Source organism: Streptomyces vietnamensis, assembly GCF_000830005.1.
Lineage (GTDB): Bacteria > Actinomycetota > Actinomycetes > Streptomycetales > Streptomycetaceae > Streptomyces > Streptomyces vietnamensis.
Map to the genome: position 1 here is coordinate 150741 of NZ_CP010407.1, position 21263 is coordinate 172003.

Here is a 21263-nt window from a genome sequence, read left to right on the forward strand (position 1 = left end):
GGCTGCCTTCATGACGCATGATCCCGCGCCAGCCTCCCTCATCTGTCCAGCGGACCTGGCCTACTCCTGGGCAACCGTCTCCTCGTGGCGCAGGCGGTAGGCAACGGCGAGCCCCCAAGGGATTCCGAAGATCAAGACAAGGATGAGGGCGAGCACCGGCGGCGCGGGGCGGGCAGCGCCGAGCGCGAGGCATGCGAGGGCAGCCGCCGCGCAGGTTCGTGACAGCGGACGGTAGAGGCCCTGTCTGGTACGCCATGCCTGGAGGGTGGCGGAGACGAGCACTGTACTGATGAGCACAACGGCCGCACCGCCGCACAGTACCCAGGCCGTGGCGGGGGCGGTGCTGGGGTCGTGGGCGTGCTCGACGAGGCTGACCATGGCCGCGCCCATGGCGGCGACCGCGGCCGTGAGTGGCAGATGGGTGAGCATCCACTGGACTGTGGCCGCGGGTGTCCGCCGGGGCTCGCGATGTCCGGCGAAGTCGAAGTAGGTCCACCAGGCGCCGAATCCGACCACGACGGCAATCAGTCCCACGGTCAGGGTGAGGGCGTCGACCGGCTCGGCTGCGAGGCCGCTCACGACGCCAGTCACTGTCTCACCGAGGACGATGATGATGAGCAGGCCGAACCGTTCGATCAGTGCATGGGTGACGCTGAGCGCAGCGAGCGCGACCGGTGCGGCTTTCAACACCACGGCTGCGAAGCATGCCAGATAGGCGGCAGCCAGCACCCCCCAGGTCCAGACCCGCGCGGCGGCCGGGAGTACAGCGCTCACGATGAGAACCGCGGCGCACACAGCTGTCCCGATGACGTAGAGCCTGCTGGAGCGGCGGTACTCGGGCCGGTCGCGCAGGGAGGCCAGCAGCCACAGCAACGCCAGCACCGCGAACAGCACCCCCGCCGCGACGGCGAACGCGGCGCCCTCGGCGCCGCCCGCCCCCGGGATGAACGCACCCAGCGGGACCATCACCAGGATCTGCAGCAGGAAGGTGACTCGGGCTCGGACGTCCTCGTGCCCGTGCAGTTCATGATGGAGGCTTCCATTGAGCCAGGCGATCCACACGAGCACGAAAACGGCGCTGTACTCGCCGATACCGCGCCAGGTGAGGTGCTCGGCAAGGTGGTGGGCGGCCTGGGCTACCAGGGCGACCACGACCAAGTCGTAGAAGAGCTCGAGCGGGCCCACGGCGCGTTCGCGCGGCTGCTCGCCATGGGGGCGCGGCGGCTGCCACAGCTGGTGCCGCAACCGCCTCCAGAACGTGGGTTTCCCGGCTGCGGCGGGGGCGTCTTCATCCTTCATCCGCTGTCAACTCCCCACCGGCGGCCGCTCCTCGATCACGTCGCAGGTTCAGGGCGTGCTGGGGCGGGTCTCGGTCCAGTCGACCATCAGACGGCGTTCGGCGAAGTACCACGCGTCATCCTGCTTGACGAATTCGTCGAGATAGCGGATGGACGCGATCATGATGGTGCGCTGTGCGTCGTCGCCGGACGAGATGTGGTGGGCCAGGCAGTAGCTCTCGCCGGTCGCCCGGTCGCCGGCCAGAGAGAGGGTGCTCTGGCCATTGAAGTGGGTGGTGGCACGGTACGTGTTCAGATGCTCGAAGACCGGGGCGAGGGCCTCGCGTCCGTGCAGATCCTGGGTCGGCTCGGCCGCAGTCGCGTCCATGTAGACCAGGAAGCGGGTGTCCTCGGTGAACAGCGCCATCTGTCCCTTGGCATCGCGCCGGTCGGCGCAGTGCGCATAGGCGTCGATCAGCTCACGGATGGCCAGCCGGTCGGCGGCTTCCTGGGGTGAGATCGAGGTGTGGGAGGCCATGTCGACTCCCTCGTGAAACTATTTGACATCTGTATAAAAACACCGGCCGGTGGCCACCGCAACCGGACGGGGGACGTCCCGGGAAGGCAGCACGATGACCAAGGGAACCGATCCGCGCGTCACCCGGACCACCAGCGCCCTGCGACAGGCCGTCGTCGAGCTCGCCTCGCAGCGACCCGTCTCCCGGATCACCGTCGCCGAGCTGGCCGAACGCGCAGGTGTCACCCGGGCGACGTTCTACAACCGCTACAGCACCCCGCTCGATCCGCTTGTCGAGGCGCTCTACGCGGACCTGGAGACCGGCCACCGCCTGGAGGACCGGCGTCGCGCCGAAGGCGCTCCGGGCCCGGAGCTGCTGCGCCTGGCCACCGCGGAGGTCGCCGATCACGTCGAGCGCTTCGGCGACGTCTACCGCCATGCCCTCGTCGATCCGGCGGACCGGGGCGTCTACGACGCGCTGGTGCGCCACTTCAGCGACTACGCCGTCTCCTTCCTGTCACGCGCCGCGGGCCCCGACCTCCCCGGCGTCAAGCACCAGGTAGTCGCAGAGTTCCTGGCCCACGGCTTCGCCGGCGCGATCACGGCATGGGTTGCCGACCCGTCCGTCACAAAGGAGGACCTGGTCGACGCCGCAGTGGCGTGTGCCCCCGCCTGGTGGGCCCAGCTCGACGCCACCCGCTCGCCGGGGACCGCCTGACGGGCCAGAGACGGGTCGGCTCAGGAGCGCAGCGTCCTCATGGCCTCCGACCATGCCTCCACCTGCTCGAACAGCCTGGTGGCCGCGCCGTCGTGGTGTGCGCCGGGTTGAACAGGGAGAGCCGCTCGAAGTCGGTGAGCAGAGAGAAGCACAGCTGCTGCTCGACGTGGGCGAGCTGGAGCGCGCTCGCGATGGTGCGCAGGTGCTCGACGGCTCGGACCCCGCCGACGGTCCCGTAGGAGACGAAAGCGGCGGCCTGGGTATCGCACTCCGCGTAGGCGAAGTCGATGGCGTTGTTCAGCACGCCGGGCGCCGAGTGGTTGTACTCCGGCGTGACGAAGACGTAGCCGTCGAACTCGCCGATCTTGGTGGTCCACGCAAGAAAGGTCTGCTGCATGGCGCGGCGGCGCGCTTCGGGCTCCGGGCCCGCTGCGGTTCACCCGCCGGGCGCAGCGCTCAGAGCGACGTCCAAGAGCGTCTTGGCGGCTTGCCGGGCATCCAGGAACGCCTGCGCGTCATTGCAGGAAGCCGCCAGCGCATTCGCGCCTTCGAAGATCACGGCGAGCTGCCTGCCGAGGGACTCCGGATCGGCTGCTCCGGCCTCTGCGGCCGTGGCCACCAGGCGATCGCGGAAAGCCTGCTTGTGTCGCTGCGCGAGGAGGGCGACCTCCGTGAGTTCTCCGGCGCCCTCGATGACGGCGTTATGGAAGGGGCATCCGCGGATGAGCGTCGGCGGGTCGCCCTCGCCGGGGGTGAAGATCGCCAGCAGTCTCTGCGCCGGAGTCAAGTCGCCGCGCTCCAGCTCTGCTTCAGAGGCGATCGACTTATCCCGCTCGAACCGACGGAGATACTCCTCCACCAGCGCGTTCTTGGTCGGAAAATGCACGTAGAAGGTCCGAGGCGAGACGCGTGCAGCCTTCATGAGGGCCGCCACGCCGGTGGCATGGATGCCGCGCGTATAGAACAGCTCCTCGGCAGCCCTCAGGATCCGCTCACGCGCGCCACGCCCGCCGCGGGCCACCCCGGTGATCGATGTCGATGCCCCCATGTCCAGAAGTATAGCGAACGCTTTACATCTGCCGGGAAGCGGCGTAGCTTGGGTGTCAAGTAAAGCGATCGATATACCTTCGATGGCGCTCGCGACACCTGGCGCCCGAGTATCGATCGCGGCTCTGGCGGGGCCGGCCCTGAAGGGACACCGCTATGACACACTCCTACGCGCAGGCGCCCATCAAGACGGTGTCTGCCTCCAACGGCATCGAGTACGCGTTCCGCGAGGTCGGCGAGGGCGGTGTGCCGCTCGTCCTGCTCATGCATTTCCGGGGCAACCTCGACTACTGGGATCCCGCGCTGGTCGACGCCCTCGCCCGCAGCCGGCGCGTCATCGCCTTCGACAACACCGGCGTCGGCGGCTCCAGCGGCACGACGCCCGGCACGATCGCGCAGATGGCCCTGGACGCCATCTCCTTCACCGAAGCCCTGGAGCTGGCCAGGGTCGACATCCTCGGCTTCTCCCTGGGCTCCTTCGTGGCCCAGGAGATCGCGCTGATCCGGCCCGCGCTCGCACGGCGCGTCGTACTCGCCTCGGCGGCGCCGCAGGGCGCACCCGGCATGCACGGCTGGACGAAAGGGGTCATCGACGCCGTGGGCGAGCCGGAGGTCGTACCCGCATCCGTGCTCGACGTCTTCTACACCCGTTCGCCGGAGAGCCGGTCGGCGGGCGAGAAGGCCATGGGGCGGATGTTCTCCCGGGCGGAGCTGGACGCGCCCACGACCTGGCAGACCCGCCAGGCGCAGTACGACGCCGTCTCCGCCTGGGGCGTCCCCACCTTCTCGCTCCTGGAGCGGGTGACGGCCATCCAGGCGCCGGTGTTCGTCGCCAACGGCGACAGCGACCCGATGATCCTCCCGCGTTACTCCCACCTTCTGGCCGGGCTCATCCCCGGTGCGGAGATCAAGATCTACCCGGACGCGGCCCACGGCTTCCTCTTCCAGCACCACGAAGAGTTCGCGCACGACGTCGCGGAATTCCTCGACCGCCGGCACACCACCCCGACAACCACACCCATCGCCTGACCACGTGTCAGTGATCGACGGGAGAGATCATGTCCACCCACACTGACATCGGCTACGACGTGTTCGTGGCGGACCCGCTGCCGATGAACGGTCCCGGGCCGCTGCCCAACGGACAGCCCCGCGCCTTCCAGCCCCTCGCAGTCACCCTGATCCACGGCCGTCAGGACGCCGCGCTCGTCGACCCGCCGCTGACCCGCGAGCAGGCGGAGCAGGTCGGAGACTGGGTCAAGGCGAGCGGGAAGCGGCTGACGCACATCTTCGCCACCCACGGGCACGGTGACCACTGGTTCACCGCCCGGGTGCTCGCTGAGCGCTTCGGCGCCCAGGTGGTCGCCACTGCAGGCGCCATCGCACGGATGCACAACAACGTGTACGCCCGGGAGGTGCTGTGGGACGTACTGTGGCCTGGCCAGATCCCCCCGACCCCGGTCACGGCCGTCACGGCTCCCGGCAACCGCCTCACCCTCGAAGGACATGACCTCCGCATCGTCGAAGTGGGGCACGCGGACAGCGACGACAACGCGGTTCTGCACGTGCCGGACCTCGACCTGGTGGTGGCCGGCGACGTGCTCTACAACGGAGTGCACATGTACCTCGCCGAGTCCCCCGACGGCGACTTCGGCCCCTGGCGCAAGGCCATCGACACCGTCGCCACGCTGAAGCCGCGCCGCATCGTGGCGAGCCACCAGAACAAGCACCTCGACGACGACGCGGATCGGCTCATCGTCGAGACCCGCCGGTATCTCGACGACGCCGAGGCCGCCCTGGCCGCGCACGACACCCCGGCCGAGTTCTTCGACGCGATGCTGAAGCGCTACCCGACACACCTGGGCCCGACCGTTCTCTGGGTCAGCACACGTGCGCTCTACCTCGCACGAGAGGGCGGCGACCCCGTGCAGAACCTCGTCGCAGCCTGGCGGCAGTAGCCGATCCCACACGAAGAGCACAGCCGACCCGAACACCGGCAGAAGCCGAAACCAGAGAAAGTCCCAGATCAGGGGTGTAGCGGGAGTAACCTGCGCGCCAACTCCGGCGCGCAAGGTGCCAACTCAAGTGCGCAGGTGCCAACTGAGGTGCGCAGTCTCAGGACAGCGGCATCGTCGCGTCGGCACGATCCTCGCGTCTGTGCTAGGCCGAGCCTGCGTCGGCATGGCGGGCGCGGACGGTGGCGGTCAGCTGCAGGTAGCGCGCCGCCACGCCCTTGAGCCTGGTGACGCCGTGGGCGTAGCGGTCGACGGTCGCGGTGGCCACCACGGCGATCTCGTCGCCGTCGACCTCGGCCTTGGTCACGGTGAAGGTGACAGGGGCGCGGACGCCATGGGCGCTCAGCTGCCCCGGAAGGGCCCAGGCGCCGGCCGCGTCCAGCTCGGCCCGGGTTGAGGTGAAGACGATCTCGGGGTAGGCGTCCGCGTCCAGCAGAGCCTTGGACACGACCTGTCGGTCCCGGTTGCTGTTGCCGGTGTGGAAACTGCCCGCGTCGGCGACGGCGTGTACGCGGCTTCCGGTGAGCGGCTCGGCGAGGGAGACGCTTCCATCGCGCAGCCGGAAGCTGCCTCGGACGGTGCCCAGCCCGAACATGTGCTTGGTGACAAAGGTGATCTCGGAACGGGGCCCGTCGATGGCGTACTGTCCCGGCTTCGGCGATGCGGTGGTCATGACGACCTCTTCATGTCTGGTCCGGTGAAGGCGTGCTGATGCCACGGCCGTGAGCCCTGCCCCGACGCGGTGCCCGTCTTCTCGATCGTTCCCAGGATCACGGCCCGCGAGGTGATCGCCCGTCACCGGCATCCGGTGATTTCCGATGCGGGTCGCGGCGCTGAGACATCCCTGCGGGGAGAAGGCCCCTGAAGGCTCACGCCGGCCCGCCAGTGGGCACACGTGCCGGGACCCAGGTACACGCCTGACCCAGCGGCGGAGCGACGCTGATACCTGCCCGAGACGGCCTGCGAGCAGCAAGGTGGCGGCCGGAGTCAGCCGAGGGCGCGGTCGAGGTTGAAGGCGGCGCTGATCAGCGAGAGATGGGTGAACGCCTGGGGGAAGTTGCCGAGTTGTTCCCCGGTCCGGCCGATCTCCTCGGCGTAGAGGCCGAGGTGGTTGGCGTAGGTGAGCATCTTCTCGAAGGCAAGCCGGGCCTCCTCCAGGCGTCCGGCGCGGGTGAGCGCCTCGACGTACCAGAAGGAGCAGATCGAGAACGTGCCCTCGGAGCCCCGCAGTCCGTCCGGGCTGGCCTCCGGGTCGTAGCGGTAGACCAGCGAGTCGGAGACCAGATCCGTGGTGAGCGCGTCCAGGGTCGCGAGCCACTTGGGGTCGGTGGGCGAGATGAACTTGGCCATCGGCATCATGAGCACGGAAGCGTCGAGCACGTCGTCGCCCAGCCCTTGGACGAACGCACCGCGCTCGGCCGACCAGCCCTCTCGCATGATCTGCCGGTAGATCGCGTCCCGGTTCTGCCGCCAGCGGGGAAGATCGGCGGGCAGGCCGCGCCGGTTGGCCATCCGGATGGCCCGTTCGATCGCCACCCAGCACATCAGCCGCGAGTAGACGTAGTTCTTCCGGCCGCCTCGGGTCTCCCAGATGCCCTCGTCGGGCTGGTCCCAGTGGTCGCAGAGCCAGTCCACCACGGCGCCGACCTCGTCCCAGTGGTCGCTGCTGATGGGCTGCCCCCACTTGTCGTACAGGTAGACGGAATCGATCAGCGCTCCGTAGACGTCCAGTTGGAGCTGTTTGGTGGCAGCGTTTCCCACCCGCACGGGAGCGGATCCCAGGTGCCCCTCGAGGTGAGCGAGTTCGGACTCGGGCAGGTCCCTGCGGCCGTCGATGCCGTACATGATCTGCAGCGGGCCGGTGGGGCCGGTGCCCTTCCCGATGCCCTGTTCGGACAGGAAGCCCATGAATGCCTCGGCTTCCGAGGTGAAGCCCAGGCGGAGCATGGCGTACACGCAGAAGGCGGCGTCGCGGACCCACACGTACCGGTAGTCCCAGTTGCGCTCGCCACCGACCTGCTCGGGCAGGCTGGTCGTCGGCGCGGCCACGATCGCACCGCTCGGCACGTAGGTGAGCAGTTTCAACGCCAGGGCGGAGCGGTGCACCATCTCCCGCCAGCGGCCGCGGTAGCGGGACTGGCCCAGCCAGTGGCTCCAGAACTTGACCGTCGCCTGGAACTGCTCCTCCGCCTCGGAGTGCGGACAGGCCCGCGGGCGGACGTCGTCGCTGATCTGGTCGAGGGCGAACACCACGGACTCGCCTTCGAGGAGCTTGAAGTGCGACCACACGTCGGTGCCGTCGCATTCGAGCGGGGCGGTGGAGGTCAGCGCCAGTGAGATCGACGGGGACTCGAAGATGGCCTCGTGGGCCTGTGCGCGTGCCGTGTGGGCTTCGGCGCCGTAGCCGAAGCGCGGAGCTATTCGCGCTCCGAACGGGAGGTTTCCCCGCACGCATATCACCCGCCGGATCAGTCTGTGCCTGGCGGCCTCGCGTGACTCGTCGAGGATCGGCATGAAGTCCTGGATCTCCGCCACGCCGTCGGCGGCGTAGAACCGTGTGATCAGCACGTTGGTGTCGGGGAAGTAGAACTGCCGCGTACGCGCCGGCACGTCGGCGGCCAGTTCGAACGATCCACCCTTCTCGGCGTCGAGGAGGGACGCGAACACGCTTGGTGCGTCGAAGCGCGGCGGGCAGTACCAGTCGATCGTGCCGTTGGTCCCGACAAGCGCGGCGGTGCGAAGATCACCGATCAGGCCGTGCTCGGAAATCGGCAGATAGCGTGAGCCGTCCCCTCGCCCGGATCCGTTCTCGAATTCCATGCCGGCCTCCCTACCGTCTCACTGCGGGCAGGTGTGGGGATCAAGAAGACCTCGGCTTTCATGGTAGATCGCCCCCGGATGTGCGCGCGGTCCACGAACAGTGTTTCTCATGTGCCAGGCGCGCGAATCACCTCATTCCGGTGATGCCTCCTCACCTGCGCGGCGGTAAGACTCACAGTGGACGCTCATGGGAAGCAGGCCGAACGACAGGAATTCGACATGAGCGAACCGCACGACTGGAACGCGAAGACCATCGCGGAGTTCCGGGCGAACGAGGGCAGGGTCGGCAGAGTGTTCGAGGGCGCCCCTCTGGTCCTGCTGCATCACCGCGGTCGCAAGAGCGGGCGGGAGTACGTCAATCCGGCGATGTACCTCCCGCACGACACCGAGCCGGACATCGTCTACGTCTTCGCAACCACGGGCGGAGGACCCACCAACCCGGACTGGTATCGCAACTTGACCGCCAGCGGTGTCGGCGCCGTCGAACGCGGAACCGACACATACAACGTGACCGTCCGCGATGTGCACGGCGCCGAACGCGACCGCATCTACGCCGAGCAGGCGCGACGCTACCCAGGCTTCGCCGATTACGAACGTCGCACCGCTGGGGTCCGCACCATTCCTGTGCTTGAGCTTCGGCGGGCGTAGCCCCAGCCCCCGCGCGTTCGCCTGGACCGGGACCCGGCGTCGAAGGAGAGAGATCATGCCAAAGGCTGTCAGGTACAACGAGTTCGGCGGGATCGACGTGCTGCGGGTCGACGAGGTGGAACGCCCCGCGCCTGCGGACGGGCAGGTCCTCGTACGCGTGAAGGCGGCAGGCATCAACCCCAGTGAGGCGGTCATCCGCACAGGGGCCTTGGCAGAAATGTTCCCGTCGACGTTCCCCTCCGGGCAGGGCAGCGACCTCGCCGGAGTCATCGAGGAGGTGGGCGCCGGGGGCGGCGGATTCAGGCCCGGTGACGAGGTGATCGGGTTCAGCAACAAGCGGGCGTCCCAGGCCGAGCTGGTCCTGGTCGAGGAGGGCGACCTCACGCTCAAGCCGGAGAAGGTCTCCTGGGAGGTGGCCGGCGGCCTGTACGTCATCGGCGTGACCGCGTGGGGGGCGGTACAGGCCGTGCAGCCCAAGGAGGGCGAGACCGTCGTCGTCTCCGGCGCCGCCGGCGGCGTCGGCTCACTCGCCGTCCAGCTCGCGCGCCGTACCGGGGCCACGGTCGTCGGCCTGGCGAGCGAGAGCAACCACGAGTGGCTGAAGAGCCACGGTGTGATCCCGGTCGCGTACGGTGACGGCGTCGCGGACCGGATCAGGGCCGTCGCGCCCCGTGGCGTGGCCGCCTTCATCGACACCTACGGCCACGGGTACGTCGAGCTGGCCCTCGCCCTCGGCGTCGCGACGGATCGGATCGACACCATCGCCGATTTCGCGGCCGCCGCAAAGTACGGGGTGAAGACCGACGGGGGGACAGCGGCCGGGCCGGGCGCCAAGGTGCTCGCCGAGCTGGCCGGCCTGATCGCGGACGGACACGTCGAGGTGCCGATCGCGAACGTCTACCCGCTGGAGCAGGTCCGCGATGCCTACACCGAGCTCGAACGCCGGCACACCCACGGCAAGATCGTGCTCAGGCCCTAGCAGGACCAGCACGCGCTTCGCGTCCTGGGTCAGCTGTGCGGTGGCGGTGCCTGGGATGTGGACAGTTGCGTGGCGATGGCGGTGAGGCGTTCGGCCAGGGCGCCGGGGGTGGATCTCGTCATGGCGGTGAGTTCGATGGTCGCCGTCGCGTGGCGCAGTGGTCTGAGAGGGCGGAATGAAAGGTGATGTCCGTTCTGTCGTCGCCTGAACGTGTGGCCTTGCCGCCTCCGCCGGGTCGCGGGGCTGGCGCCGTACTGAGCTGGCTGCGTGAGCGACCGCAAGTCCTACAAGAGCGACTTATCCGACGAACGCTGGGCGCTGGTCGAGCCGGTGATCACCGCATGGAAGGCCCAGCACCCCCCGTCAGCGGACATGAGGGCCGCTACGCGATGCGGGAGATCGTCAACGCGCTGCTCTACCAGTCCCGGACCGGCTGCCAGTGGGAGTACCTTCCGCACGACCTGCCGCCTGCTGGGGCGGTGAAGTACTACTTCTACACGTGGCGTGACGATGGCACTGACCAGGTCATTCACGACCTTCTGCGCTGGCAGGTCCGCGAGAAGAGGGGCCGATTAGCCGACGTCAGCCTGGTGGTGCTCGACACCCAGAGCCTGCACGCGGCGGCCGGGGTGCCGGCCGAGACGACGGGGCGCGATGCGGCGAAGAAGGTGCCGGGACGTAAGCGGGGGCTTGCCGTGGACGTGCTGGGTCTGGTGATCGCCGTGGTGGTGCTGGCCGCCTCCGTCCACGACAACGCCTTCGGCACCGCTCTGCTCGACAAGGTCGCAGCCGGTAGCGGCGGCACCGTGACGAAGGCTCTGGTGGATCAGGGGTTCAAGAAGACCGTCGTGGACCACGGTCAGCGGGTGGGCATCGACGTCGAAGTCGTCGAGCGCAACCCGGCCGAGACCGGGTTCGTCCCGCAGCCGATCCGCCGGCGGGTGGAGCAGACGAACGGGATCTTGATGCTGCACCGGCGGCTGGTACGCGACTACGAGCACTGACCTGCCTCGGCCGAGTCCCGGGTCTACTGGGCGATAAGCGGCGTGATGGCCCGTCGGCTGACCGGCAGTGCGACCTCCTGGCGCGGCGCATGACCAGCGGGGAGCTGACCCTGGGGGCGGTGCTGGTACGTCTGGAGGAGCGCGAGCGGGAGATCGTCGAGCAGGCCGAAGAGACCCGTGAGCAGATCACGCGGCTCACCGCCGTGCTGGACGAACTCGGCCGGGCCGCCGAGGAAGTGCGGATCACCCGCAAGACGCTGCTGGAACTGCCCGACCCCGACCCGCCCGCGCCGTCGGCGTCCGCCCCGGAGCTGCCGGACGGGGCGGCCTACCAGGAGATCATGGCGGTGTTCGCCCAGGCAGGCGGTCCGCTACGGGCACGGGGCGTGTGCGAGGCGATGGACCTGGACCCGGCTCCGAACAACATCAACAATGTCCGTTTGAAGCTCAAGCGCCTGACCGGGCGCCACATCCTGACCGAGCCGGAACCGGGGCTGTTCACCCTGCCATGTCCGTGGTCGTCAGACGAGGGCCGAGCGGATCGGCCGCAGATCACGGCGCATTCGGGCCTGGTCCGCGATGACATGCGCGTCCCGGGCGTCGGTCTTGCCCTCGCCGCGGTAAACGTCGGCGGCCCGGTTCACCAGGTGGCCAGGCAGGTAGAGGACCTCCTGGCCGTGGTTGCGCAGGAGGGCGAGCAGCAACGCCAGTTCGCGCCGGTCATGTCGATCGCCCAGGTCACCTGGCTTCCGTCCGCCAGGGCCAAGACAGCGCCGATGAACGTGAGCAGCTCGGGCTCGTCGTTGGCCACACGCCGCGACAGCAACACGCTGCCCTCGGCGTCCAGGTCGAGGCCGTGGAAGCGCACTCGGACCGTCGGCCGTTCTTTGCCTAGACCACCGACCGCCCTGTGGGCCGACAGCGTTCGGGTCGCATGCGCGTCGCGACGTCCGCCAAGGACATGGCGGCCCCGTCTCCGAGGGGCACGCCGGCCTCGCTGTTCCGCCGGTCATCGTCCCTTTCGCCGACCAGTCGGTCAGCGCGGCGCTGACGTAGGGCGTGGCTCAGGACCCAGCGGAGACGTGGCGTGTTCGTTGCCGCCGACTTGCTTTACAGCCCCGCAATATTGGATTACCTTCCAACATTGGAAGCACTTCCAAGTTTCCGCGAGCCCACGATGCGAGCCGTGTTACGGAGGTCCGATGACCGCCCGATTGAATGTGACGTTTCCTTCAGGGCCGGACGAGTGTCACGCCTGGCTGTACCTGCCCGAGGGCGGGGGGCGGCGTCCCGTGGTGGTCATGGCCCACGGTCTCGGTGGGGTCCGGGAAATGCGTCTGGATGCCTATGCCGAGCGCTTCACCGCCGCGGGATACGCCTGCCTGGTCTTCGACTACCGACACTTCGGCGCCAGCGGGGGCCAGCCCCGCCAGCTCCTGAGCATCCGCCGACAGCTTCAGGACTGGCAGGCGGCTGTGGCCTTCGCCCGCTCCCGGCAGGAGGTCGCCCCCCGGCGCGTGGTGCTGTGGGGCACCTCTTTCGGCGGCGGCCATGTCCTGGCGACAGCCGCGCAGGACCCGGATGTCGCCGCCGTCATCGCTCAGGGCCTGTTCACCGACGGTGTCGCCTCTGCCCTGGCGATGCGCCCGGACACCTCGGTGAAGGTGATGGCCCGCGCGGTCCGTGACGTGGTCGGCGCCCGCCTTGGGCGCCCTCCCGTCATGGTCGCGACGGCGGGGCCGCCCGGATCCGCCGCGTTGATGGCCGCTGCGGACGCCGAGCCCGGCTACCTGGCCCTCGTGCCCAACGACGCGCCCTTCTCTAACCAGGTTGCGGCGCGGTTCGCCCTGGACATCCTCCGCTACCGGCCGGGCCGCCGGACCGCGAAGATCGCATGCCCGGTGTTGTTCTGCGTATGCGAGCACGACAGCGTGGCCCCCGCACGGCCGACCCTGCGCCATGCCCGCAGGGCCCCGCGCGGCGAGATCCGCCTCTACCCCGACGGCCACTTCGACATCTACCTCGGCGAGCCCTTCGAACGCGTTGTCACGGACCAGCTCGCCTTCCTGGCGCGGCACGTCCCCATCGGCTCCGCAGCTGGTGAAGCCCCGGGACCCACGACACCCTAAAAGAGGTACGAGATGCCCACCTACCCGGTTGCGGGGAAGACCGTCTTCATCACCGGCGCAGCCGGAGGCATCGGTGCGGCCACCGCCCGCACGCTGCACTCGCGCGGAGCCAACGTGGTCCTCGCCGACCGGGGCATCGACGCCATATCGGCCCTCGCCCGCGACCTCGGCGGCGACAGGACACTGGCGCTGTCGGTGGATGTCACCGACAGCGCCGCACTGGCCGACACGGTGGACCGTACGGTCGACCGGTTCGGCGGCCTGGATGTCGTCTTCGCCAACGCGGGGATCGCGGCCGATCCGCCGGCGACGATCGCCACCATCGACCCGGCCATGTTCGAGCGCGTCGTCGAAGTGGACCTGCTGGGCGTCTGGCGCACCGTTCGCGCCGCACTGCCGCACGTCATCGCGGCGCGCGGGCACGTCCTGGTCACCGCTTCGGTGTACGCCTACTTCAACGGCATGACCAACGCCCCCTACGCCATGTCGAAGGCCGGCGTCGAGCAGTTCGGCCGCGCCCTGCGCGCCGAACTCGGCATCCACGGCGCCAGCGCCGGGGTGCTCTACCCCGGCTGGGTCCACACGCCCATCGCTGGAGCAGCCTTCGGAAGCAACGACATCACCACCCGCATGCGCGAGATCGCCTTCCCGTCCCTGCTCGGCAAGGCCATCGCCCCCACGCGCATCGCGGACGCCGTCGTCCGCGGCATCGAGAACCGCTCGGCCCGTGTCATGGTCCCCCGCAGGTGGGCACCGTTTTCGGCCCTGCGCGGCGTCCTTAACCCCGTCACCGATCTCATCGCCGAACGCCACCCCGAACTGCGCCGACTCCTGCGCCGACTCGAGGAATCCGCCGACCCCACAGGCAAGTCCCCGCAGACCAACTCACCGAGGTAGGCCGTCATGACCCGTTACGACCTGGCCGGGCGCACCGTCGTCCTCACTGGTTCCACAGGCGGCCTGGGCGCTGCCCTCGCCCGGGCCCTGCGCGGGCGCGGCGCCAACCTCGCGCTGCTCGACCTCAGCCTCGCGGCTACCACGGCCCAAGCCCAGGACCTGGGAGACGAAACAGTCGCCCGTGGCTGGCACGCCGACGTACGCGACCTCGCCGGCCTGCAGCAAGCCATGGACGAGGCCGCCACGCACTTCGGGCGCCTCGACATCGTCATCGCAGGCGCCGGGATCGACACCATGGCCCCGATGGCGACCATCGACCCGTCGGCCTACGAACGTGTCATCGACGTCAACCTCAACGGGGTCTGGCGCACCTTCCGTGCCGCACTCCCCCACGTGCAACGCCACGAGGGCTACCTGCTCGCCGTCTCGTCCATGGCCGCCTTCGTGCACTCGCCGCTCCAGATCTCCTACACCGCGAGCAAGGCCGGCGTGTGGGCGATGTGCGACAGCCTTCGCCTGGAGGTTCGCCACCTGGGTGTCGGTGTCGGCAGCGCCCACCCCACGTTCTTCCGCACTCCGATGATGGACGACGTGACCGCGGACCCGGCCGGGCACGCCCTCTGGGGCGGCAACTCCAAGGGGCTGTGGAAGATGGTGCCGCTGGAGAAGGTCATCGCCGGCATCGTCCGCGGCATCGAGCGCCGTGCGGACCGCGTCGTCGTCCCCAGGTCCCTCACCCTGACCGCGAACGCTCCCGGTCTGTTCCGGCCGGTACTCGAACGTGTCGGTTTCCGCCCTCAGACGGTCCAGCGCGCCCTCGGCCTCGCCTCGGCGTCGGGCTGGCACGACCCGGCGGTGCACGAGCGCCACCAGGCCGGTTCCCACTGAAATCCGCTGAAGGAAGCGGCCCAGGGGGGTCCGGCCGTTCGAACACCTCGTAAAGTAGCGAAGACCATGACAATCAAGGTCACACGCACGACACGTCGGGCCGCCGCAACCCGTGCGGCCATCGTCGACGCCGCCGAGGAACTGCTGGCCGCCGGAGGCCCCGAGGCGGTCACCTTGGAAGGCATCGCCGAACGCGCGGATGTCGCCGTGCAGACGGTGTACAACCGCGTGGGCGGCCGCGCGGCCGTTCTCATCGCGGTTGCCGAGCGGGCACTCGAGGACAACCGGACCTACATGGACGACGCCTACGCTGCCCCGGGCACCCCCGTGGAACGCATCAGGGCCGCCTCGGCCGCGTACGTCCGCTTCGCCGCCGAGCGCCCGCACCAGTTCCGCCTGCTGGCCGAGCCGCCGGACGAACCCGCGGCCCTGGAACGGGTCGCCGCGCTCGTCGACGAGCAGAACGCCAAACTCGCCGCCGCCCTGGCCGACGGGGTGGCCGACGGCTCGCTCGCCGCCGACCTCGATCCCGTCACCACCGCCACCGCGTTGTGGGCGGCCATGAACGGCGTTCTCGGCCTCTCCTGGCGCGCCGACCGACTCCGCGCTGACGCCTCCCATGTGACGGAACTCGTCGCAGCTGTGGAAAGGGTGGTTCTCCGCGGACTGCTCGCCCGCTGAAGTCCGCCCGGGCCGACCTGTGCCCGGAGCCGGTCAATGCGCACCGCCGAGGTTGAGGATCACGACCCCCGCGATCACCAGGGCGACCCCGGTCACCTTGGCCAGTGTCAACGGTTCGTTTAGCAACAATGCGCCGACGAGCACGATGAGGGTGGTGCCCAGACTCGACCAGACCGCGTAGACGATGCCCACCTGCAGACCACGGGCGATTGCGGGCACGGGGCGTGTGCGAGGCGATGGACCTGGGCGCCTGACCGGGCGCAACATCCTGACCGAGCCAGAGCCAGGGCTGTTCACCTGCCACGTCCGAAGTCGTCAGGCGAAGGCTACTTCATCCACAACGACGAAACGGACATCAGCTCACATCCCGCCCTCTCATAAGACTCCGGGGCGAGCCGGGCGCGGAGCTGATTCTCGATTTCGGCAGTGCCGCGGAGCTCAGCGGCCATCCCCGGCACCGTGCGGGAGAGCCGATCCAGGTACACCTCCGCAGTGGCCAGGGCCCTGGGCCGGCGCGGACGGACCCCCAGCTCGGTCTCGGCCACCCAGCGCAGGTCGTCCGACTCAAGCTCGACGACGAGATCGCCGAGGTCGACGATCTCCAGGTCCACCCCGAAGTCGTTCTTCGCCCGATCCCTCTGCTTCTTCTTCGAGATGTCGTTCGTCGAACGGTTCGTCACGAAGATGGCCGGCGCAGTACGCCCGTGCTGCTTGTGCTTCTGCAACTCGATGGTGAGCTTCGTTGGTCCACGTACGCTGCATACTGACCCACAGCGCGACGTCGATCTCGCCCTCGAACAAGGGGCGATCGTAGCCGTCGAGGCCGGTTTCACCGGTGGCGCTGGTGAGGCGGAGATTGGGGTAGCGCTTCCGGAGCACTCGCAGGGCCACCCGTTCCAGGGCCCGATCGTCCGTGAGCTGTTCCAGCGCCATCTTTGCGGTTTCGTACAGCACCCCTCGCCCCTCCGCCTCACTGAGACCTGCGCGGGACCATTCTCCTCCACCTCGCTGCCGGACCGGTTAGTCGCTAGAGGCGGCCGTCCCGGGGCGGGTGGTCTTCGCGCGAGGGGGGTGTTCCGCGGGTCGCGGTGGTGATGCACAGGGCGGTGCCGTGGTCCCCGCGCGAGCGGGGGTGTAAGGATCACGACTCGCGGCTCATCGCGGCCATAAGGGGGCGGGGCTGAGCGGCTGTCGTCCTTCGGTGCGAACTGCTCCCGCATGGCGGTCGCTCTTCGGGGCCAGGGACGAGGCCGATCAAGATTCGGGCCATACACGGACCAGCCGCCTACAGCCAGGCCGAATCATGGCCGTTTCCGCTGGTCAGCGGCCACGCGAGGCGTGTACCACCAGCACTCGAAGAACCTGCTGGTCAGCTACTCGCCGAAGAAGCTCGGCTTCGTCTGACCGTCCCCGCCAAGGCGGGCCGGGAGACACTGCGTGGGGCGACCGAGTCCCTGAGCCACGAAGTGGTCCTGCCGTGGAGAGCAGGTGATGCCGCCTCGCGCTTCCAGCGGTCCCGGCGGCGGAACGGAACACAGCCCTGTGACGACGCCGTGGACCGCGCCGACGCGCAGCAACACCAACGACTGCACCCGGTTCACCACCGTGATGCAAGCGATCCGGGTGCCCCGACCCGGACCCGGGCGGCCCCGCATCCGACCCGATCACGTCCTGGACGACAAGGGCTACAGCTCGAAAGCGATCCGCGCCCGGCGCGGCAGCCACAGAGGTCGGCCGTCGGCCTTCGACCGCGCGGTCTCCAAGCACCACCATGTCGCGGAACGGTGCTTCAACTACGTGAAGCAGTGCCGCGGCAGCGCCACCCGATACGACAAAGCCGCCGAACCCTACGAAGCAGCCGTCGCCCTCACCTCACTCTTGATGGGCGTGACATTGGACGACAGAACCTGGGTACAACCTGAAGCGAATCACGCGATTCTCGAACGTTGCTGAACGGTAGAATCGCGGCATGCTCGGAGATCCCGTGGTCGTGCTGCCGGAGGCCGAGTACCGACGTGTATGGGACCGTTTCTACGAGGATTTCAGCTTCCGTCCGAGTACGAGTACGATCAAGTGGCCGGCCATCGAGGAGCCCGTCGCGTCGGTGACCTGGAGCCTCGCCGCACTTGACGATGATCCGGGTGACGAGCGTCTGGACCGCCTGGTCGCGGTCGTCGAGCAGGGGCTGTCTTACTGCGTCGGCCCGTCGAGCACTCTGTTCGCCCTCGACTGGCAGCACACGTCGTACCGCTTCGCACCGCAGGGGGTCGGCGGTCCTGGGCGACCGGCCTGGCCGCTGAGCCCGTATCCCGACGGGGACTACTTCTTCTTCCTTGCGGAGGACTTCCGCTTCGGCAGTTTTGGCCACCCTTGGGAAGGGTCTCTCTGCTTGTTCGGTGAGGAACTCCTCGACGTCGCGGCCACGGAAGTCGACAAGGTTCTTGGCCCGCCGATCCGCAGGTCGGGAAAGGCGGTAGGCCCGGCCTGATCCTGGGCCCGGGCTCAGGATCTCGCGAGAATACGTGCCCGCAGCAGAAGGAAGGGCTCGTAGCGGTCCAGGGGGACGTTGCGCCGATCACGGGCGGACACGATCAGAACGTCGAGCTCGGTGTCGCGATAGCGCCGGGCGGTCTTCCGGTCCAGGCCGACTCTGCGAGCCACTTCGCTCAGCGGGTAGCCCTTGTCGAGCATGCGGTTGATGAGTTCGTATCGTTGCTGAACGCGCTGCACGATGAACGTGGGAGGCTGCGCCTCCAGCAGCGGCATGCGGGGTATCGGGGAAGGCGTCCGTTCCGCGTACTTCCGCAGGCAGGCTCGATGCTGCTGGCAGGTCTTCTCCACCGCTTGCGACAGATTCCGCAGCAGGTGCCAGCGGTCCGCAACCTCCATTGCAAGCGGCGCCGCTTCCTTGATCGCTCGCGTGTAAGCACTGGCTCGATCCCGGCAGACGATCTCCACTCCAGGATGGGCAACGAGCCAGGACGCGAGCGTCTCAGACGTGCGATCGGGTAGAACGTCGACGGGGCGACGCTTTTCCACGTCGACGAGGATCGTGCCGTAGGTGTGTCCCCGTCTGAAGGCGAACTCGTCCACGCCCAGAATGCGCGGTGCCCGTTGTGCAACGGGTGGAGCGTGAAGGAGCTTCAGCAGCCGCATTCTCCCCGCTGGCACACCCGTTTTCCGACACAGCCTGGATCCGGGGCGCCCTCCGAGCTCAATCGTGATGGCGTGCAACAACTGACACAGCCCCATGCTGGCCTGGCGGTGTCGCTCACTGACCCCGGCGATCTGCTCGACGAACGTACGACGCATGCACTCGGTGTTGTCACAGAAGAACCGGCGAACCGTCAGCAGAATGATCGTCGACCGGTCGGCAACAGGGCGATCAGAGATCCTCCGTCCGTACCGGCTGTGGACGCGTTTCGACGGGACGCCGCAGGCAGAGCATGAGCGGAGGGGCGTTCGACTGAAAGCTCGGGCAATGACGAGACAGTCGTCGGCCCTGAAGCCCTCCATCACAACGCCGTCGGCGTCTGGGTACAGCAGCTCTTCGATCGATCGCGCAGTAGCCCCCACCGCCAAGAGCTGCCCAGGAGGAACGATCCGTCGTCCAAGGCGGCCGGACCTCGTTCACGGAAGTGCGGACAGAACCATTTTCAAGGATCCTCGTCAACGGCGTACGTCAGGCACTTCGTGGCCTCCACGACGCTGGGCGTGCCGCTCGGCGACAGCGGTCCGGCACCAGGTGCCCTGGAACCGGACGCGCACAGGACGAGGGACCCCGGCCGCCGTACGGCCGGGGTCCCTCAAGGCGTTGAGTATCGGCTATCAGGTGGACCGGGCGGGTCAGCGCTGGAGGGTGAGCACTCCCGGCCGGTACGGCAGTTGCAGGTAGGAGGTGCCGTCCGAGGAGGGAGACCTGCCCTGGTAGAGGAACTGCAGGTTGCAGGGGTCGATGGTCATGGTCTGGTCGGGGTTGTTGCGGACCAGGTCACCATGGCTGATGTCATTGGTCCAGGTGGCACCGCTGTTGGCCTGGCTCGCGAAGGAGTTGCTCGCGGTGGCGGCCTGCGGGGTCCAGGAGCCGCTCAGGCTGGAGGCGGTGAACGAGCGGAAGTAGCGGTGCTCGTTCGCATCCCGGGCCTCGACGATCATGAGGTACTGGTTCTGGCCCTGGACCTTGTAGACCTGGGGCGCCTCGAACAGGTTCTGCACCGTGTCGCTCATGACCGTGGTGTACGAGGAGCCGAAGCTGCCGGGGAAGTTCCCGATCGGCATGCTCGCCCGGTAGATGCTGCCGTTGTCACCGGCGAAGAACAGGTACATGTTCTGGTCGTCGGCGATCAGGGTCGGGTCGATCGGGCCGCCGGTGGGGAGGCTGCCGGTGAACAGCGGCTGCGGCGCGGACCAGCCGCCGGGGTTGGTGGGGTCGCTGGACGTGCGGTAGGTGAAGGGCCAGGCGGTCCCCCACCCCAGTGAGGCCAGCACCCAGATGTTCTTGGGCGCGAAGTAGAACAGGGTGGGCGCCACCGCGGACGAGGGCATGGCGGTCTGGGTGGCCGAGGCCATGTCCGACCAGTTCGCGAAGGGAGCGAATCCCATCGACTTCCACGACGATCCGTCGGAGTAGGTCGCGTAGACCAGGTGCTTGCCGTTGTAGACCACGTCGGTGAAGTCCTTCACAGACGCCCAACCGTTCGCCGGCTCCGCCAGCGGACCGGTCGAGGTCCACCGGTACGTCGACGGAAGAGCACACGTGGTGCCCGTCCCGGACAGGCCGGTCCACTTCTGGTTGCCGGCGCCGCTGCAGTTCCAGAGCTGCACCGCCGTCCCGTTGGCCGTACCGCCGCCGCTGACGTCCAGGCACAGTCCGGACTCCACCCCGACGACCGAGCCGTCGGAGTTCACCCTCCACTGCTGGTTCCCCCCGCCGTGACAGGTCCAGATCTCCACCCGGGTGCCGGCCGTGGTGGCGTGGCCCGGAACATCCAGGCACTTGTTGCCGTACACCGTCAGCTGGTTGCCGGACGTCAACGTCCACTGCTGGTTGGTCCCGCCCGAGCAGTCCCAGATCTGCAGGAACGTTCCGTCGCTCTGGCCGGCGTTCGGCACATCGAGACACCGGCCGGAACCCACACCACGCAAGGCGCCGCTGGTGGCCGCCTGAGCCGGGGCTGCGACGAGCATCGACGCCAACGCCACCACGGCCGCGACCACGGCGGTGAGCACTACGGACAGAGGCCTGCGGCGGGAACTTCGTCCACGCATCGAGATGTCCTATCTGTAAGGGATGGAGCCGTCACACGGTCCGGTTGCCGTTGACACGTGTGCTACCTGACGGTGGGCCAGGAGGTGGGGTCGGCCGGCGAGGGAGCCGGCGGAGGGGTACACCCCCGACCGGCCGCGCGCGAAGGCGTTGCCGTCGACCGAGTCGGCGAGGGCGAAGTACAGCCCCGCAAGAATGTGAGCGCTAACAATTCAGGGCCGAAGTGAGCCCTCCCGTGAGGAGGCAGAGGAGATCTTGGATGCCAGCGGAGTCAATACCCGCCCGCATGGGCACGTCAAGATGGCTGCAACGACTTTCATGACGGAGGCGGCGCACTCCCCCGTCATGCTCGCTTCCGTCACCCCGACCGATCGCGGGAG

At 68.5% G+C, this 21263-nt stretch carries 21 protein-coding genes and 2 pseudogenes; 12 read left to right on the top strand and 11 right to left on the bottom strand.

Annotated features, from left to right (window positions below; genetic code table 11):
• Positions 1-60 precede the first annotated feature (60 nt).
• Both SVTN_RS00785 and SVTN_RS00790 read right to left on the bottom strand, forming a co-directional pair.
• On the bottom strand, positions 61-1299 hold the full coding sequence (locus SVTN_RS00785; protein ID WP_063782230.1) for a low temperature requirement protein A: 1239 nt from the start codon (positions 1297-1299) through the stop codon (positions 61-63).
• 48 nt (positions 1300-1347) lie between these two features.
• Positions 1348-1815 carry a nuclear transport factor 2 family protein gene (locus tag SVTN_RS00790; RefSeq protein WP_052498817.1) on the bottom strand — a complete coding sequence of 156 codons (468 nt, stop codon included), beginning with the start codon at positions 1813-1815 and terminating at the stop codon, positions 1348-1350.
• A gap of 94 nt (positions 1816-1909) precedes the next feature.
• Between SVTN_RS00790 and SVTN_RS00795 the strand changes: the two genes are divergently transcribed.
• Positions 1910-2512, top strand: coding sequence for a TetR/AcrR family transcriptional regulator (locus tag SVTN_RS00795; RefSeq protein ID WP_041127362.1), 603 nt, complete (start codon positions 1910-1912; stop codon positions 2510-2512).
• 37 nt (positions 2513-2549) lie between these two features.
• Here the strand turns inward: SVTN_RS00795 and SVTN_RS00800 are convergent, their stop codons facing one another.
• Positions 2550-2909, bottom strand: coding sequence for an NADPH-dependent FMN reductase (locus tag SVTN_RS00800; protein WP_052498818.1), 360 nt, complete (start codon positions 2907-2909; stop codon positions 2550-2552).
• Between the two features lie 39 nt (positions 2910-2948).
• Positions 2949-3560, bottom strand: coding sequence for a TetR/AcrR family transcriptional regulator (locus tag SVTN_RS00805; protein ID WP_041127363.1), 612 nt, complete (start codon positions 3558-3560; stop codon positions 2949-2951).
• Positions 3561-3715: 155 nt separating this feature from the next.
• On the opposite strand from SVTN_RS00805, the gene SVTN_RS00810 reads away from it, so the two are divergent.
• Positions 3716-4588 carry an alpha/beta fold hydrolase gene (locus SVTN_RS00810; RefSeq protein ID WP_052498819.1) on the top strand — a complete coding sequence of 291 codons (873 nt, stop codon included), beginning with the start codon at positions 3716-3718 and terminating at the stop codon, positions 4586-4588.
• A 29-nt stretch (positions 4589-4617) separates the two neighbouring features.
• Entirely contained in the window at positions 4618-5514 is an 897-nt protein-coding gene (locus SVTN_RS00815; protein ID WP_052498820.1) for an MBL fold metallo-hydrolase, read from the top strand.
• Between the two features lie 202 nt (positions 5515-5716).
• On the opposite strand, the gene SVTN_RS00820 is transcribed toward SVTN_RS00815, so the two are convergent.
• Together SVTN_RS00820 and SVTN_RS00825 are read right to left on the bottom strand one after the other, a co-directional pair.
• Positions 5717-6244 carry a YceI family protein gene (locus SVTN_RS00820; protein ID WP_041127364.1) on the bottom strand — a complete coding sequence of 176 codons (528 nt, stop codon included), beginning with the start codon at positions 6242-6244 and terminating at the stop codon, positions 5717-5719.
• Between the two features lie 314 nt (positions 6245-6558).
• Entirely contained in the window at positions 6559-8391 is a 1833-nt protein-coding gene (locus SVTN_RS00825) for a glycoside hydrolase family 15 protein (protein WP_041127365.1), read from the bottom strand.
• A 219-nt stretch (positions 8392-8610) separates the two neighbouring features.
• On the opposite strand from SVTN_RS00825, the gene SVTN_RS00830 reads away from it, so the two are divergent.
• From SVTN_RS00830 to SVTN_RS00840, 3 genes and pseudogenes are all read left to right on the top strand, one after another.
• A complete protein-coding gene (locus tag SVTN_RS00830) occupies positions 8611-9039 on the top strand; it encodes a nitroreductase family deazaflavin-dependent oxidoreductase (RefSeq protein WP_041127366.1) in 429 nt (142 codons plus the stop codon).
• A gap of 55 nt (positions 9040-9094) precedes the next feature.
• Positions 9095-10018, top strand: a complete 924-nt coding sequence (locus SVTN_RS00835) for an NADP-dependent oxidoreductase (protein WP_041127367.1) — start codon at positions 9095-9097, stop codon at positions 10016-10018.
• A 267-nt stretch (positions 10019-10285) separates the two neighbouring features.
• Positions 10286-11115 (top strand): annotated as a pseudogene (locus SVTN_RS00840) (IS5 family transposase).
• Between the two features lie 443 nt (positions 11116-11558).
• Here SVTN_RS00840 and SVTN_RS43020 read toward each other — a convergent pair.
• A pseudogene (locus tag SVTN_RS43020) lies at positions 11559-11890 on the bottom strand (IS110 family transposase); the annotation flags it as partial.
• Between the two features lie 334 nt (positions 11891-12224).
• Between SVTN_RS43020 and SVTN_RS00850 the strand changes: the two are divergent.
• From SVTN_RS00850 to SVTN_RS00865, 4 genes are all read left to right on the top strand, one after another.
• Positions 12225-13151 carry an alpha/beta hydrolase gene (locus SVTN_RS00850; RefSeq protein ID WP_052498821.1) on the top strand — a complete coding sequence of 309 codons (927 nt, stop codon included), beginning with the start codon at positions 12225-12227 and terminating at the stop codon, positions 13149-13151.
• A 12-nt stretch (positions 13152-13163) separates the two neighbouring features.
• Positions 13164-14048: a short-chain dehydrogenase/reductase gene (locus SVTN_RS00855; protein WP_041127369.1), complete on the top strand. Its 885-nt coding sequence runs from the start codon at positions 13164-13166 to the stop codon at positions 14046-14048.
• 6 nt (positions 14049-14054) lie between these two features.
• Complete coding sequence (locus SVTN_RS00860) at positions 14055-14936, top strand: SDR family NAD(P)-dependent oxidoreductase (RefSeq protein ID WP_041127370.1); 882 nt, start codon at positions 14055-14057, stop codon at positions 14934-14936.
• A 66-nt stretch (positions 14937-15002) separates the two neighbouring features.
• Positions 15003-15617, top strand: a complete 615-nt coding sequence (locus tag SVTN_RS00865; protein ID WP_041127371.1) for a TetR/AcrR family transcriptional regulator — start codon at positions 15003-15005, stop codon at positions 15615-15617.
• Between the two features lie 33 nt (positions 15618-15650).
• Here the strand turns inward: SVTN_RS00865 and SVTN_RS00870 are convergent, their stop codons facing one another.
• Together SVTN_RS00870 and SVTN_RS00875 are read right to left on the bottom strand one after the other, a co-directional pair.
• Complete coding sequence (locus tag SVTN_RS00870) at positions 15651-15836, bottom strand: DMT family transporter (protein ID WP_245727408.1); 186 nt, start codon at positions 15834-15836, stop codon at positions 15651-15653.
• Between the two features lie 107 nt (positions 15837-15943).
• On the bottom strand, positions 15944-16342 hold the full coding sequence (locus tag SVTN_RS00875; protein ID WP_041127372.1) for a hypothetical protein: 399 nt from the start codon (positions 16340-16342) through the stop codon (positions 15944-15946).
• 817 nt (positions 16343-17159) lie between these two features.
• Between SVTN_RS00875 and SVTN_RS41670 the strand changes: the two genes are divergently transcribed.
• Together SVTN_RS41670 and SVTN_RS00880 are read left to right on the top strand one after the other, a co-directional pair.
• On the top strand, positions 17160-17570 hold the full coding sequence (locus tag SVTN_RS41670; protein ID WP_159026400.1) for a transposase: 411 nt from the start codon (positions 17160-17162) through the stop codon (positions 17568-17570).
• 16 nt (positions 17571-17586) lie between these two features.
• The gene (locus SVTN_RS00880; RefSeq protein ID WP_041127373.1) at positions 17587-18105 is read left to right on the top strand and encodes a DUF2716 domain-containing protein; all 519 of its coding nucleotides are present in this window, start codon (positions 17587-17589) and stop codon (positions 18103-18105) included.
• A 14-nt stretch (positions 18106-18119) separates the two neighbouring features.
• On the opposite strand, the gene SVTN_RS00885 is transcribed toward SVTN_RS00880, so the two are convergent.
• Complete coding sequence (locus SVTN_RS00885) at positions 18120-19133, bottom strand: ISL3 family transposase (RefSeq protein WP_245727844.1); 1014 nt, start codon at positions 19131-19133, stop codon at positions 18120-18122.
• Between the two features lie 330 nt (positions 19134-19463).
• A complete protein-coding gene (locus SVTN_RS00890; protein WP_052498823.1) occupies positions 19464-20885 on the bottom strand; it encodes a non-reducing end alpha-L-arabinofuranosidase family hydrolase in 1422 nt (473 codons plus the stop codon).
• Positions 20886-21263 lie beyond the last annotated feature (378 nt).